We start from the raw sequence: 14,784 nt of genomic DNA, 5'->3' as shown, positions 1-14,784 counted from the left end.
TCTTTATAGTACCACCTCAAGTCTATAATCGCAATAAACCAAATTTATTATAATGGTCTAAATTTCCACATTTATAATCACATTATACTGATAAAATACTGTGATATATAGGTTGTAAGCGTTTAATTTTATTTTTCGGTATTTATTTTTTTCTTTCGAAAAAAATTTGTAGATTAATTTATCTTGATAATTATTAGCAATTTTCAAATATTTAGTAACTTAAATATACTGATTCAAGTTATTAAATATTGCTACATACTATTTTTTAAACAAACAAAAAATAAAACACCACTATTTTCATTATTAAAAGTGATGAAAAATGTGGTGTCTATAATTTTAAATTAGTGCTTCTACAACTTCTTCTAATTGCATCCCTCTTGAACCTTTTATTAATATTTTATCTTGTGGTTCAATATTTGCTTTTAATGACTTAATCAATGCTGTTTTATCTGTATAGTGTTCCGCGGACTTTACAAATGTTTTACCTGTATGATGAATGTGGGCCGCTTCTTTTCCATAAGTATATAACGCATCGATTTGTTTATTAACTAAATAATCTCCAACCGCTTCATGCATTATTTGGCTGTCAGGACCCAATTCTAAGACATCACCCAATACAAGTATTTTTCGGCCTTCCATACTACTGAGTGTATCAATTGCCGCTTTCATGCTAGTTGGACTAGCATTATATGCATCATTAATAACAAGTATACCTGAATCAGTATGATGTTGCTCCATTCTCATACCTGTGAGTTGAACATCTTGAATATTTTGATATATCGTTTCGTAACTCAGATTCAATCTTTTACCAACAGCAATAGCTATAGTCGCATTTTTCATATTATGTTCACCTAAGATAGGTAATTCATAATTTTCAGCTCCATTAATATTAAAAACAATACCTGTATCATCTATATTGTCAATTTGACAGACCAAATCATTATTTTCTTTTTTACCTATACTGATTAAATCTAAATCCACTAATTTATCAACATGCGGCTTTAATAATGGTTCATCACCATCATAAATAAATAAGCCATGAGGTTTAAGGCCAATTGTAATTTCGGATTTAGCTTTCGCTATACCTTCACGCGATCCTAAATCTTGCATATGTGATTCACCAATATTAGTAATGATTGCAATATCTGGATTAACTAATTGTGATAATGCTTCAATTTCATGAAAACCTGACATACCCATTTCTAAAATAGAAATTTCTGTGTCTTGATCTAATTGCAAAATGGTTAATGGCATACCGATTTCATTGTTATAATTTCCTTGCGTTTTTTTCACTTTGAATTGAGGCTTCAATACACTTTCAATCATATCTTTAGTCGTTGTTTTACCGTTAGACCCAGTAACAGCAATCACATGCGGATTAACAAACGCCAAATATGCTTTGGCTAATTGCTGCAATGCTTCCAATGTATCATCTACCCAAATAATCGGACCGGAAATTTGAGGATCTAATACGCTGTCTTTCTGATAAAATGCTGCACCAGCACCATCTTTCAATGCTTGATTCACAAATTTATGTCCATCTACGTGTTCTCCTTTAAATGGAATAAATAAATTTTGTTCGTCAATTTTTCTTGAGTCTATAGAAACACCTTTAATTGTGTAATCTAAATAATCATTATTAATCTCACAAGGAATCCATTCTTGGATTTGTTCTAAAGTTACTTCAATCATGATTTAACCGCCTCAGTCAATTTTGTATTTATTTTTCTTTTTATCTTCGTGTTTTTCTTTTGCTAATTCAATTAATTTACTTATGAGTTCTGCATAGCTGACACCCATATTTTCCCACAAACTTGGATACATACTATAAGCAGTGAAACCAGGCATTGCATTTGTTTCATTAATAAAAATTTGATTATCTTCAGTTACAAAGAAATCTGCACGTAATAATCCTGAACAATCTGTTGCTTTAAAAGCTTCTACAGCCATATTTCTTAAAGTCATTTTCACTTCATCATTTAAGTCAGCTGGAATATCTAATTTGATTTTCCCATCTTTATATTTAGCTTTATAATCATAAAAGGCAACATCTTTAACTACCTCGCCAGGCCATGTCGTTTCAGGATAATCATTACCTAAGACAGCAACTTCAATTTCTCTAGCATCGATGCCTTGCTCAATCACTAATTTACGATCGAATTGAAATGCTTCTTCTATACCTCTTTTTAATTCTTCCTCATCGTTACACTTACTAATACCTACGCTTGAGCCTAAATTCGCAGGTTTCACAAATACAGGGTATTCTAACTTATCATGTACTAATTTAAGAATATTGTTTTCATATTTTTGATATTCGCTTCTTAAGAAACTTACATAGGGTAACTGAGGTAATCCTCTATGTGCAAATAGTTGTTTCATCACAAGCTTATCCATTGAACTTGAGGCTGCTAACACACCATTACCAACATATGGTATATCTAATACTTCAAATAAACCTTGAATTGTCCCATCTTCACCATTCGGTCCATGTAATAATGGGAAAACTGCACTATATGCTGTGCCTAGGCTTCCTTCATTCAATAATTTGGAAATTTCTCCAGCAGGAACTTCTGCTAATCGTAACGTATCTATGTCATCTATAGGATCTACGATATTTTCTTTCTTTTTCCAATCACCATCGTTTGTTATGTAAATAATGTCCACTTGATATTTTTCTTTATCAATCGCATTTAAGACATTTTGTGCTGTTAATATTGAAACATCATGTTCAGCACTTTTACCTCCATATACGATACAAACATTTTCTTTAGCCATATTTTAGCCTCCATATAGAATTCTTAAACTACATCATATCACGATTTATTAGCATTTTGCATTTGTTATGTAGTAGTAAAATCATTGTTTTTTATTAGTATATTGAAGTTTTTTAAGTATTTAAAGTGAAAACTTTAAATACTCGCATAATAATTATTTAAGTTTTACATACCCTACTTCTAGCAAAATCGTATAAAGTTCGGTAAAATCTATATATACTACATATTATTGAAATAATAGTTTTCCAAAGGAGTAAGAAATGAATACTTCACGTCAATCAAAAAATAATCATTGGATCCGAAAAATAGACTGGATTTTAGTTGGCTTCATCGCATTATTCGCTATCATTAGTATTACATTAATTAGTTCTGCTATGGGTGGAGGCCAATATAGCGCTAACTTTAGTATACGTCAGATATTATATTATGTTTTTGGAGCAATCATCGCATTGTTAATAATGTTAATTTCACCTAAAAAACTTATGAAATATACATATTTACTTTATATTATACTTTGTTTCTCATTGTTATTATTACTGATTATTCCAGAAACTCCCATCACACCGATTATTAATGGAGCAAAAAGTTGGTATACATTTGGTCCAATCAGTGTCCAACCATCTGAATTTATGAAAATAGTTATGATTTTAGCATTAGCTAAAATTGTAACAAAACATAATCAATTTACTTTTAACAAATCTTTAGAAACTGATTTTAAATTATTCTTTAAAATTATCGGTATAGCCTTTATACCAATGGTACTTATATTATTGCAAAATGATTTAGGTACGACACTAGTTATTTTTGCGATTATTATCGGGGTTATGATAATCAGTGGAATAACGTGGAAAATACTAGCCCCTTTATTAATAGGTGCAGTCGTTATCGCGTCGACAGTAATATTATCAATAATTTATAAACCTTCTATTTTAGAAAATAGTTTCGGCATTCAACCTTATCAATTAAGCCGTATCAATTCTTGGCTCGATCCTTATACTTATAGTAGTGGGGATGGATTTCATTTAACTGAGTCACTTAAAGCGATTGGATCTGGTCAATTATTTGGAAAGGGATTCAATCAAGGTGAAGTTTATATTCCAGAAAATCACACTGATTTTATTTTCTCGGTTATCGGGGAAGAATTTGGTTTTATAGGATCTGTCATTTTGATATTGATTTTTCTAGCGTTTATTTTTCATCTAGTACGACTTGCTACTAAAATAGAATTACCATTTAGTAAAATTTTCATCATTGGATTTACGACTATGATACTATTCCATATCTTAGAAAATATTGGTATGACTATTCAACTATTACCAATTACTGGTATACCATTACCATTTATTAGTTATGGTGGTAGCTCATTATGGAGTTTAATGTGTGGTATAGGTGTTATATTATCAATTTATTACCACCAATCTAGACAATATACAACACAAAACAAATAAATACTTATCTCAAACTGTCGACAAAGTCTCCGACTTTGTCGGCAGTTTTTTGTACACGCTTTCCGCGGGCACTGCCTTAGCCTGTAGTCTTCGGCTAGTGCGATTCCGCAGGAGTCGGCTCAAATCACTGCCAATATTATACGAAAAATATTATAATATATATAAATTAAACAGTGGTGGTGTTTATTTTGTTGAATAAATCAATTGATAAAAGATAGATCAAGATGTTTCCAACGCTTTTATTTATGAATTTGAACTTACCATTCAATCACACGCACTAAATGAGCTATGAAGCAATCTAATTTATTTAAAATGATTGCTTCTGTCCAACCATTTAAGACTGGCTGTCAATATAACAATAAGAGGCTGAGACAATAAATTTGTCTCAGCCTCTTAAATTTTGCATATATGCTTTATTCTTAGTACGGGTAACTCACTATTTCAATTCGTTAGCGGCTTTCACAGTCGTTGGTAAAGTATGCATGACTTCTAATCTTGATTTAGTTTTCTTTATGTTTACCCCTAATGATGATAATAGTTTAACTACATTTTGAATCTTTTCGTTATCTTTACTCATATCATCACTCCTAACTTCTAGCTTCTATTCTATTTTACCCTATTTATTTACAAATTACTACATGTTATTGAAATTTTCTTTATTTTTATAAAATAATTTTTGTTTTATTACGTAGTTTTAAAATTTTCACTTAATAATTATTTTAACTATTAAAATTCAAAAATAGAATATAAGTTAGTGCGAGTTTATTGATAATTTCATACCAATCTTATATGACATGATATGCGTAAGATAACATTTCAATAGCATTGGCAAACTTAATATAAAATTTCAAATCCTAAATCATATATGTCTTTTTCTAAATTGTTTAAACTCGCTGGTGTTTCAAATTCTATAAACACTTGAGCTTTTTCAATATCAACTAAGACATGGTTCACACCGATGATTTGTGATAATTTATTTTCTATTTGAAGCTTATCTTGTTTATGGTTTATTTTACTTAAATAAATAATTTGTGATTCCATTAACGTCACCTGATCTAGTCTTTCATTAACTTTTGAAAAGTCACTAATAACTCATCCATCGCTTCTTGTTGTTCACCTTGATTTACTTTATCCATGATACAACTTTTCATATGATGATCCAACAGTTTCGTAGCAACACTGTTAAGTGCTGATCTTGTTGCTCTTATTTGTGTAAGTACATCATCACAATATACATCTTCATCTACCATACGATTGATTGCTCTCACTTGTCCTTCAATGCGGTTCAAACGAGATTTTAAATTTGATTTAATTTGTTCAGAATGATGCGCTTTTTGCAATTCGGCCATGGTTCAACGCCTCCTCTTAATATAGTTTTTATAATATACCCCTGTCAGGTATTAGTCAAGTGATAAAAACGTGGTACCATGTTACAATGATTAAGAATTTATCAATTGTAAATTAATTGAATAGCAATTTGGAGGTTTAATATGATAGATATTTTTGCTATAACGTACAACCATACGAACGTCATCATTAATGTCATTCTGATTGGCGCATTTATATTAAACCTAATCTTTGCATTTACAATTATCTTTATGGAGCGACGATCTGCAGGTTCTGTTTGGGCATGGATATTGGTTTTGGGTCTTATACCTATTTTAGGTTTTATCGTATATTTACTTTTTGGTCGCCAAATCCAACGAGAACATATCTTTAGTTTAGATGAAGAAGATAAAGTCGGCATTGAAATGATTGTAAATGAACAACTAGAAGCCTTGAAAAATGACGACTTTTCTAAAGGCAATCATCAGATCGTGAAATTTAAAGATATGGTGCAAATGTTATTGTATAATAATGCGGCTTTCTTAACTACTGATAATGATATAACCATTTTTGTAGATGGAAAAGAAAAATTTGATTCACTCATTGAAGATATATATAATGCCAAAGATTATATACATATTCAATACTATATTTTCCGTAATGATCAATTAGGAAAACGAATATTGACAGCATTAGAACATAAGCTTAATGAAGGTGTCGAAGTGAAAATGCTTTATGATGATATGGGCTCTAGAGGTTTATCAATTAAAGACTTTAAAGCTTTTAGAAAAAAAGGTGGACTCGTAGAAGCATTCTTCCCTTCTAAATTACCATTAATCAATTTGAGAATGAACAACCGTAATCATAGAAAAATTGTTGTTATCGATGGACATATCGGTTACGTAGGTGGTTTTAACGTCGGTGACGAATATTTGGGACTTAAGAAAAAGTTTGGCTATTGGAGAGATACACATCTCCGTATTGTTGGTGATGCTGTTAACGCTTTACAACTACGCTTTATGCTAGACTGGAACTCACACTCAACACGTGATAACTTAAAATATGAAGAACGCTATTTCCCAGATGTAGATTCAGGTGGCACAACCGGTGTACAAATTGCTTCAAGTGGTCCTGATGAAACGTGGGAACAGATAAAATACGGTTATTTAAAAATGATTGCTTCTGCAAAGCATTCTATTTATATACAATCGCCATATTTTATACCCGACCAAGCATTTCTAGACGCTGTTAAAATTGCGTCATTAGGTGGCGTGAATGTTAATATCATGATACCCAATAAACCGGACCATCCTTTTGTTTATTGGGCAACATACAATAACGTTGCTTCTTTATTAGATGCTGGTGTGAATATTTTCCACTACAATAACGGGTTCTTACATTCTAAAACTCTTGTGATTGACGATGAAGTTGCCAGTGTTGGTACAACAAATATGGATCACCGTAGCTTCACATTAAACTTTGAGATAAATGCATTTATCTATGACACACATATAGCTAAAGCTTTAAGAGTGGCTTTTGAAAATGATTTAAACGTTTCTTATAGACTAACGAAAGCATTATATGAACAGAGAAGTTTATGGGTCAAATTTAAAGAAGGCATCTCAAGATTATTATCCCCTATTTTATAGAATAATTAGTAGTCCGAGGCTTATCATATGTCTCGGACATTTTTAATCTTAGTAATTGTACGTGTCTAAAATATGTTTCTTTATATATGAATTTTTAAAGTATATACATACTTTTGAGTCATTCTTATTTAGCTATACGGCGTTTTATCTTAGAAAATCTTAAAAATATTGATTTTTTCTCACTACTTGAACATATTAAAATATTTTTCAAAAATATTTTAACCTCAAATTTTATTTACTAATTTAATTTTCTCAAAATGGAGGCAATTTTATATGACAGATAATGACATAATCTCTAAAGCACAAGACTATATGACATCTTTTCACTGTGATGATACAACTGGACATGATGTTGCACATGTAAAACGTGTTACAAGATTAGCAAAATATATTGCTATGAATGAACAACAAGGTCATTTACTCACCATTCAATTAGCAAGTATTTTACATGACACCATAGACGAAAAACTTACCAATACCAAAGAAGCAAAAATAAAATTAGTACAATTTCTTAATCATTTGGAACTTGATTATACGTTACAACAAAATATATTACATATCATTGAACATATAAGTTATAAAAATGGTAAGAATGATCATATTCAATTGTCAATTGAAGGACAAATAGTTCGTGATGCAGATCGTTTAGATGCTATTGGTGCAATTGGTATAGCACGCACGTTTCAATTTGCAGGTTATTTCGGTGAACCTATGTGGATTGAGCATCAATCCTATAACATAGATGAATCTAATCAACCATATTTTGATTGGGAGCCTTCTGCAATTAAACACTTTTATGAAAAATTATTTAAACTTAAATCTCTTATGCATACTAAAACTGCAAAAAATTTGGCACAACAACGCCATGAATATATGAAAAATTATGTAGATACTTTTTTTAAAGAATGGTATTTTTAAAATTTTAATAATGGTAGTTACAGATTGACTTTTAAAATTTGATGGTTTATTAACTATCGAAATTAAATTACATTTATTTAAAATAAACAGAAAATATTGGGACATAAATTCCAGAAAAATAGCACTCAGATGATTTTTTTAATTCATCTAAGTGCTTCTTTTTATTCCATACTCCGTATTGTTGGCTTGCTATCTGAGGGAACAGATTCAGCCAGTAGTCTTCAGCTTGTCCTATTCCCTCAAGCGTTCCGCCAAAATACGTCGTATTTATATGTATTTATCACGACATGTTAATGAAATCTTTGAAACAATCCCTAAAAATGTACTTGATGAATGCAAACATCATTGTAGTGTTACATCATATCAAAATGATATTAAAAATCATTCTATATATTTACTCACAATCCGTATGCTCTGGTAGTAAAATAGAAAAACTACTTTATAATCGTATCCGAATGATGTGGTTGTCACAAAATCAAATATAAAATGAAAAAGGCAATTTCTATATTATTTCAATAGAAATTGCCTTTTTTACTTATCCAAGAACTTTATGTCTCAGACGCTTCTTATGCTTTATACCTGCTATTTATTATGTACCAGGTTTGTCATTTTAATTAATGATATGACGCACTATTTCTTTTTAGATTTCTTAGGAGCTACTTGTGTATTCTTGCCTTTGCTAGGTTTATCAGAATCATTATTCTTCATTGCTTCAATCATTGGAGCAACTTCCTTTTTAGCAAGGTTAGAATAATACATGTTGGCAACTTGAGTTTGTACAATCAAGAATGCCGCACTGACTGACCAATAAAGACCTAATGCAGACGCAGAACTTAAAGAAATCCAAACAATCATAATTGGAGAAATAATCATCATCATATATCCCATTTGACGTTGTTCATTCGGCATACTCTTACTTGATACATATGCTTGTAAGAAGTATAAAATACCAGCGATAATTGTAATCCAAATATCAGGTTGTGACAAATTGAACCATAAGAAATTTGGGTGTTCAGTAAATCCACCACTTGAAGGGTATTTTAATACGAAGAATAAGCCCATAATGATTGGCATTTGAATTAAGATTGGTAAACAACCTAACATGCTCTTCATTGGATTCATATCGTATTTTTTATATACTTCCATCATTTCTTGGTTTGCAGCCATTTTTTCTTCTTGCGTTCTTGAACGCTTAACTTTTTCTTGAACTGCATCGATATCTGGTTTTGCAACCTTCATCTTTTCTCGCATCATATGACTATTTTTATAGTTTGATAACATGAAAGGCAATAATACAACACGTATTGCCAATACAAGTACTACTATTGCTAAACCATAATCATTGTTAAAACTTGTTCCCAACCAATGAATTAATTTGTCCATCGGTTCTACAAACGTATTAAAGAAAAATCCATCTCTATTTTCAGGTTTAGAATAGTCACAGCCTGCTAATAAGACCATTACACCTAATAAAAAAGGTAGTAGCGCTTTCTTTTTCATTTTTCCACCTCTAATGATATATTCACATAAAATTTATTTTATCATACTCAAAGGAAAGTAGAAAACAAAAAAAGAAATTTTCCGCATTATTCAACAGTTTGTAAAAATTGTTGTACAGTTTCTGGGATATTTGAACTTTTCGCGATGGCTGAAATGATTGATAATCCATCTGCACCATGATTCATAATTATTTCAGCATTTTTTGTATGAATACCTCCAATTGCAACAATTGGAAAACCTTGAACTTTAGTTCTTAATGTTTGAATCATTTCCGGCCCTACTGGAGCTTTAGCATCTGATTTCGATCCAGTATGATACATCGGTCCAACACCGATATAATCAACGTTGGATAAGTCAGATGCTTGATATTCTTCTAAGTCACTTACACTAAGTCCTATTATTTTATCGGTAAATGCACTAGCGAATACATCAACATTTGCATCATTTTGTCCTACATGTATTCCATCTGCATCTATAACATTTGCTAAGTCTACATCATCATTAACAATAAAAGGAACACTGTAACTTTTACATAAAGAGAATAACTTTTGTGCAAGCTCTATTTTGGCATTTCCAGTTAATGAGCCCTCTCCTTTTTCTCGAAATTGAAACATTGTAATCCCAGATTCTAAAGCTTCAGTCACAACATCTATGATTGATTTGTTCTTTGGTATATCTTGCGTTCCACAAATAAAATATAGCTTTAAATACTCTTTATTAAACATAGTTACACCTCTTGCTTATTATGATATTGTAGATATGTTTCAAAAGTAATGTTGTATAATGCATTTAATAACTCCACTTTAAAAGTACCAGGTCCTGCTGAAATTTGTTCAGCTTGTTCAGCAGCGATATTATATATAGATACCGCTTCTATTAATGCATTTATAGATGGATCTTCTAATTCAACAAAACTTGCAACTATAGCTCCTAATAAACAACCAGCACCAGTTATTTTTGCCAACAATGAAGATCCGTTAGATAGTTTAAATATGCGTTCATTTTGAGCAATGACATCCTCTTTGCCAGTGATAACAATCGACGTATTAAAATGTTCATATGCTTCATTTGCAATCGATACTGAATCTAAACTATTATCACTATCAGTTCCTTTCATTTTTGTATCACTGTTAATTAACGTTAAAATTTCAGAAGCATTACCTTTAATAACAGTAACTTTTATTTCATTCAGAAATCTTTTACAAAAATCGTTGCGATATTGTGAAGCACCTACAGCAACAGTATCAAATATAATCGGTTTGCCAAGTTGATTCGCTGTTTTTGCGATTTTAAAAATATCTTGTTCTCTTTCTTTTGTTAACGTACCGATATTTATTAACAATGCTTTTGCAGCTGTCAGCATATCATATGCTTCTTCAGGTGCCTCACTCATTGCTGGACTAGCACCAAGACTTAACAAACCATTCGCAGTAAAATTTTTCACTACATCGTTCGTATAACATATTACAAGCGGTTGATCCGCTCTTAATTTTTCCAAATTATTCATCATCTAAACCAACTTCCTTCATATATGCAAAATGGTTTACTGGTCCTCTACCAAAACCAATTTCAGGTGTATGTTTAATACTAAGAGAAATAAATTTTTTTGCTTTTTGAACTGCATCAAACATAGATTTCCCTTTAGCTAACTCTGCGGTAATAACGGCTGAAAAAGTACATCCAGTTCCATGTGTATGTTTGGTATCATATCTTGGTTCTTCAAAAGTATACACATCATCTTGCGTAAATAAATAATCTATAGATTTATTTTCATCATTTGAATGCCCACCTTTTATAACTACACCTTTGCTACCAATTTCATTGATAAATATATTGCCAGCTTGATAAATAGATTGTTGATCATTAATAGTAATGCCAGTAATTTCCTCAGCTTCTGGTAAATTAGGTGTCGCTATTGTAGCATAAGGCAATAAAATATTTTGTAAGTTAGCTTTGGCATCATCATCCATTAGTGAATCACCACTTTTCGCTAACATAACCGGATCAATTACATAAGGAATATCATCATATTTTTTTAAATATGTTTGAATAATCTCCATCATTTCTTTTGATGCAATCATACCAGTTTTCAAAGCATGTGGCAGTTCATCGGAAAATACACTTTCCATTTGCTCTTCTAACCATGTTGAATCTAGATTATGAATGTGCTGTACGCCTTTTGTATTTTGTGCCACAATACTAGTTATTGCTGCCATACCATATACACCACATGCATGAAATGATTTCAAATCTGCCATGACACCTGCGCCACCTGTAGGGTCTGTTCCTGCAATCGTTAATGCTATTTTAGGTTTATTCATTTGTTTGACCTCCATATAACCAATTTTCTTGTATATAAGCCATATTAAAGAAATTTCGTTCATGTATCGTACTTTGTAAGAAACAAGATTTTATTGCCTCTTTTTCTTCAACAGAAATATTTTGAGTTAACCGGTCCATTAAACCATCGAAGATATTTACTAATTCATCCATTTCTGTGCTATAAAATTCAAACCATTTTGATAAAATTGAGTCTTTATTTAATTCATTATCTTTCAATGCTTCTTTAGCAATCACCTGATACACATACGGACATGGTGCCATTGCTGCAATTGTATATGCTGCATTTTCTTTTGAATAAGCATTGAAATACATATGTTTGATATAATGGTCTCCACTTGGTGGCCAAACTTTTTCTTGGACGATTTCATCATAGTTTTCTTGTACGTATGCCGCTAATATTTCATGTGCTTCTACTTCACCATCAACTATAAATTGAATTTGTTCTACTAAAAATTGGACTTCTTCCAATCTATTCATTTTTGGTATTAGCAATGCATATATATTTGCAAATTCTTTTAAATACGAAGCATCTGCTCTTAAGTAAAATTTCAAAGCTTCGTTAGAAATCGTACCGTGTAACATTTCTTGAATAAACGAATCATTATAAATATCCTCAATAATTGGTTTTGAAGCTTCTTTTAATTCCTGTGAAAACAACAAATTTAGCCCTCCTAATTAAAAAAACTACATCCCCGTAGGAATGTAGTTTATTAATAAATATATTAGAGCAATTTTCCAAATATTAATGAACGCTACTTTCCTACGTTGGTCTTAACCAAATCAGGTTATAAGGGTCTGAATTTCTCATCTCAGCCATAAGGCTCCCCTAGTAGTTTTATAATGTATTTATATAAAACATATCAAAGTATACCACCTATTGCAATAAAATGAGTTATATCAACTATGACCATTTAAAAAATATTTAACAAAAGAGTATTCATGGTATGAATTTTCTCCAAACATTTATACAGAAATATGATTATATTACCACTTATATACTTCCGATATTTAAGATAGAAAAAATGAGTTAGTCTCTAAGTTTACCTGCGCTATTTCCTATATAATAAAAAAAGCTAAGACAATTAAATTGTCTTAGCTTTGTATAATAATATATTACATTATTGTTATATTATGCAGTAACCCATTGTGAAGCGCCAACTTCGTCATATAATTTTTGAGCTGCAGCATCTTGAACTGATTCTGGTGCGTTAGCTGCTGGTTGACCTTGATATTCAGCTGGAGCTACTGAATCCCATGTACTTTGTAAGAATTGGAACTTACCTGAAGCACCTGATGATGGATTTGTAGCATGAATATCGCCACCTGATTCACGTTGCGCGATTTGTTGTAAGTGTGCATTCACACCTGATGAACTATTTGAAGCTTCATTTGAACTTGATGATTGAGTTGAAGCTTTTGTAGTTGCTTCTTGTTGTGGTTGTTGTGTTTGTTCAGTTTGTGGAGCAGCTTGTTGAGCTGGTTGCTCAGTTTGTGCTTCTTGTGCTGGTTGTTCAGTTTGTGTTTGTTGAGGTTGTTCAACAGAAGTTGTTTGTTCTGATGAAACATCTTCACTAGAACCTCCACCAAAACTCCATGACCATGTTTGGCCATCTGATTCAAAATTATAGTTTGTACCATTGAAATTAAAATTATAGTTATATGCACCCTCTTGTACAGGTGATGCATTTAATTGTTCTGGATTAGATTGTGCTAAGTTTGCTAATTCTGCTTTGTCAACACCTTGTTCAGCTGCGTCTGCTGAGTTTCCTGCTGCGAATCCTGTTACGCCTAAGCCTACTGCTAATGTTGAAGCTAATACTGTTTTTTTCATTTTTAAAAATTCCTCCTATAAGGTAAATAATTTTTTCGTTATGATTAATTTGCAAGTACAACTATAACATCTAAAAAACAGTAGCAGGTTACAGCCAAATAAAAAAGTACACCTTTTCTTTACACGGGTATTACATTTTCAAAATAGTATAAAAGCATAACTTTTCACTTTAAAAACTGCTATGAAAGTTTATACTAGTAATAATAAAAAGTATGTTGTGTAATGATATTGTAATTTATCTGATTATTCTGTATTATATTAGTATGAATTTTGGCTTTTTTATAATGGATATGTTTGCTATATAAGTATGTATATTAGCTATTCCTATTGAATCATTTTTGAGTTAATAGGAATAGCCTGATAGAAGTATAATTCAATAGTAGGATTAAATGTATATTAGATTTGATGGGTTAAATTAATGGGGAGTTGGAAATGCCTGAAACTTTATACAATTTCATAAATATCGTTTTCCTCTAAATGAAATTTATTAATAAGTTCTTGATTTGGGACTATTGGAAGTGGGTCAAAAAGTGCTTCATCTTCATTTTTAGAGCGTGGGGACATAAATTTAATAGTTTCAATAAAAACTTCTGATACAAAATGCATCTGTCCTTCTTTTTCAAATTTTCTCGATTGCATTTGTCCAGTTATACCAACTAATGAGCCTTGATTGATATATTTTTCGACATTATTAGCAATTTTTCCGAATGCTTTACAGAATAAATAATCACAAATATCTTTTTGATTTTTATCTTTATAATTTCTTGAAACAGCTACGCAAAATGTAGCTAGTTTATTTCCCTCCTTATCATAAATTTTAGGGTCTTTTGTTAGTCTCCCTACAATGACAATACTGTTAATCATATGTCACCTCCTTTATAAGCTAATCATAAAAAATTCACATGATTCCGTCAAAACACATTTTTTAAAATTTAAAATAGTAATCGAATACTTATTTCTACTTTTTTCACCTTTCTCATAGAAAATTACGTTAT

At 31.0% G+C, this 14,784-nt stretch carries 15 protein-coding genes, 1 pseudogene and 1 riboswitch; of the genes and pseudogenes, 4 read left to right on the top strand and 12 right to left on the bottom strand.

What is annotated here, in order from left to right:
* Window positions 1-336 precede the first annotated feature (336 nt).
* Entirely contained in the window at window positions 337-1,692 is a 1,356-nt protein-coding gene (locus KA824_RS02685) for a UDP-N-acetylmuramoyl-tripeptide--D-alanyl-D-alanine ligase (RefSeq protein WP_107384545.1), read from the bottom strand.
* A 12-nt stretch (window positions 1,693-1,704) separates the two neighbouring features.
* Window positions 1,705-2,775, bottom strand: a complete 1,071-nt coding sequence (locus KA824_RS02680) for a D-alanine--D-alanine ligase (RefSeq protein WP_107384546.1) — start codon at window positions 2,773-2,775, stop codon at window positions 1,705-1,707.
* Window positions 2,776-3,034: 259 nt separating this feature from the next.
* Here KA824_RS02680 and KA824_RS02675 point away from each other — a divergent pair, with 259 nt between their 5' ends.
* Window positions 3,035-4,222 carry an FtsW/RodA/SpoVE family cell cycle protein gene (locus tag KA824_RS02675; protein ID WP_107384547.1) on the top strand — a complete coding sequence of 396 codons (1,188 nt, stop codon included), beginning with the start codon at window positions 3,035-3,037 and terminating at the stop codon, window positions 4,220-4,222.
* 436 nt (window positions 4,223-4,658) lie between these two features.
* Here the strand turns inward: KA824_RS02675 and KA824_RS02670 are convergent, their stop codons facing one another.
* From KA824_RS02670 to csoR, 3 genes are all read right to left on the bottom strand, one after another.
* Window positions 4,659-4,799 (bottom strand): Lmo0850 family protein, encoded by a 141-nt coding sequence (locus tag KA824_RS02670; RefSeq protein ID WP_002482742.1) that lies wholly within the window; start codon window positions 4,797-4,799, stop codon window positions 4,659-4,661.
* Between the two features lie 257 nt (window positions 4,800-5,056).
* Window positions 5,057-5,263, bottom strand: a complete 207-nt coding sequence (gene csoZ / locus KA824_RS02665; protein ID WP_107384548.1) for a putative copper chaperone CsoZ — start codon at window positions 5,261-5,263, stop codon at window positions 5,057-5,059.
* A gap of 14 nt (window positions 5,264-5,277) precedes the next feature.
* Window positions 5,278-5,571 (bottom strand): copper-sensing transcriptional repressor CsoR, encoded by a 294-nt coding sequence (csoR, locus tag KA824_RS02660; RefSeq protein ID WP_107384549.1) that lies wholly within the window; start codon window positions 5,569-5,571, stop codon window positions 5,278-5,280.
* Window positions 5,572-5,712: 141 nt separating this feature from the next.
* Between csoR and cls the strand changes: the two genes are divergently transcribed.
* From cls to KA824_RS12860, 3 genes and pseudogenes are all read left to right on the top strand, one after another.
* Window positions 5,713-7,197 carry a cardiolipin synthase gene (cls, locus tag KA824_RS02655; protein ID WP_107384550.1) on the top strand — a complete coding sequence of 495 codons (1,485 nt, stop codon included), beginning with the start codon at window positions 5,713-5,715 and terminating at the stop codon, window positions 7,195-7,197.
* Window positions 7,198-7,470: 273 nt separating this feature from the next.
* A complete protein-coding gene (locus tag KA824_RS02650; RefSeq protein ID WP_107385191.1) occupies window positions 7,471-8,115 on the top strand; it encodes an HD domain-containing protein in 645 nt (214 codons plus the stop codon).
* Between the two features lie 277 nt (window positions 8,116-8,392).
* Window positions 8,393-8,594 (top strand): annotated as a pseudogene (locus KA824_RS12860) (IS5/IS1182 family transposase); the annotation flags it as partial.
* Between the two features lie 151 nt (window positions 8,595-8,745).
* Here KA824_RS12860 and yidC read toward each other — a convergent pair.
* The 7 genes from yidC to KA824_RS02615 form a co-directional block, all read right to left on the bottom strand.
* Window positions 8,746-9,615 carry a membrane protein insertase YidC gene (gene yidC / locus KA824_RS02645; protein WP_210133235.1) on the bottom strand — a complete coding sequence of 290 codons (870 nt, stop codon included), beginning with the start codon at window positions 9,613-9,615 and terminating at the stop codon, window positions 8,746-8,748.
* An 86-nt stretch (window positions 9,616-9,701) separates the two neighbouring features.
* Entirely contained in the window at window positions 9,702-10,340 is a 639-nt protein-coding gene (thiE, locus tag KA824_RS02640) for a thiamine phosphate synthase (RefSeq protein ID WP_107385188.1), read from the bottom strand.
* Between the two features lie 2 nt (window positions 10,341-10,342).
* On the bottom strand, window positions 10,343-11,122 hold the full coding sequence (gene thiM, locus KA824_RS02635; protein WP_181187770.1) for a hydroxyethylthiazole kinase: 780 nt from the start codon (window positions 11,120-11,122) through the stop codon (window positions 10,343-10,345).
* A complete protein-coding gene (thiD, locus tag KA824_RS02630) occupies window positions 11,115-11,936 on the bottom strand; it encodes a bifunctional hydroxymethylpyrimidine kinase/phosphomethylpyrimidine kinase (protein ID WP_107385186.1) in 822 nt (273 codons plus the stop codon). The genes thiM and thiD overlap by 8 nt, the downstream gene beginning before the upstream one ends.
* Complete coding sequence (gene tenA, locus KA824_RS02625; RefSeq protein WP_107385185.1) at window positions 11,929-12,618, bottom strand: thiaminase II; 690 nt, start codon at window positions 12,616-12,618, stop codon at window positions 11,929-11,931. The genes thiD and tenA overlap by 8 nt, the downstream gene beginning before the upstream one ends.
* Before the next feature lie 80 nt (window positions 12,619-12,698).
* A riboswitch (TPP riboswitch) is annotated at window positions 12,699-12,796 on the bottom strand.
* 291 nt (window positions 12,797-13,087) lie between these two features.
* The gene (locus KA824_RS02620; protein WP_107385184.1) at window positions 13,088-13,789 is read right to left on the bottom strand and encodes a transglycosylase family protein; all 702 of its coding nucleotides are present in this window, start codon (window positions 13,787-13,789) and stop codon (window positions 13,088-13,090) included.
* A 444-nt stretch (window positions 13,790-14,233) separates the two neighbouring features.
* Complete coding sequence (locus KA824_RS02615) at window positions 14,234-14,653, bottom strand: single-stranded DNA-binding protein (protein ID WP_107386673.1); 420 nt, start codon at window positions 14,651-14,653, stop codon at window positions 14,234-14,236.
* Window positions 14,654-14,784: the final 131 nt, after the last annotated feature.

It is taken from the genome of Staphylococcus sp. GDY8P198P (assembly GCF_017891615.1).
GTDB classification, from domain to species: Bacteria; Bacillota; Bacilli; order Staphylococcales; family Staphylococcaceae; genus Staphylococcus; species Staphylococcus cohnii.
The sequence above is the reverse complement of the archived record's forward strand: the minus strand, read 5'-3'. Positions and strand labels throughout refer to the sequence as shown.

Bases quoted from the DNA above. Each gene is read 5' to 3' on its own strand.
- KA824_RS02685 (WP_107384545.1), bottom strand. From the start codon at position 1,692: ATGATTGAAGTAACTTTAGAACAAATCCAAGAATGGATTCCTTGTGAG.
- KA824_RS02680 (WP_107384546.1), bottom strand. From the start codon at position 2,775: ATGGCTAAAGAAAATGTTTGTATCGTATATGGAGGTAAAAGTGCTGAA.
- KA824_RS02675 (WP_107384547.1), top strand. From the start codon at position 3,035: ATGAATACTTCACGTCAATCAAAAAATAATCATTGGATCCGAAAAATA.
- KA824_RS02670 (WP_002482742.1), bottom strand. From the start codon at position 4,799: ATGAGTAAAGATAACGAAAAGATTCAAAATGTAGTTAAACTATTATCA.
- csoZ (WP_107384548.1), bottom strand. From the start codon at position 5,263: ATGGAATCACAAATTATTTATTTAAGTAAAATAAACCATAAACAAGAT.
- csoR (WP_107384549.1), bottom strand. From the start codon at position 5,571: ATGGCCGAATTGCAAAAAGCGCATCATTCTGAACAAATTAAATCAAAT.
- cls (WP_107384550.1), top strand. From the start codon at position 5,713: ATGATAGATATTTTTGCTATAACGTACAACCATACGAACGTCATCATT.
- KA824_RS02650 (WP_107385191.1), top strand. From the start codon at position 7,471: ATGACAGATAATGACATAATCTCTAAAGCACAAGACTATATGACATCT.
- yidC (WP_210133235.1), bottom strand. From the start codon at position 9,615: ATGAAAAAGAAAGCGCTACTACCTTTTTTATTAGGTGTAATGGTCTTA.
- thiE (WP_107385188.1), bottom strand. From the start codon at position 10,340: ATGTTTAATAAAGAGTATTTAAAGCTATATTTTATTTGTGGAACGCAA.
- thiM (WP_181187770.1), bottom strand. From the start codon at position 11,122: ATGAATAATTTGGAAAAATTAAGAGCGGATCAACCGCTTGTAATATGT.
- thiD (WP_107385186.1), bottom strand. From the start codon at position 11,936: ATGAATAAACCTAAAATAGCATTAACGATTGCAGGAACAGACCCTACA.
- KA824_RS02620 (WP_107385184.1), bottom strand. From the start codon at position 13,789: ATGAAAAAAACAGTATTAGCTTCAACATTAGCAGTAGGCTTAGGCGTA.
- KA824_RS02615 (WP_107386673.1), bottom strand. From the start codon at position 14,653: ATGATTAACAGTATTGTCATTGTAGGGAGACTAACAAAAGACCCTAAA.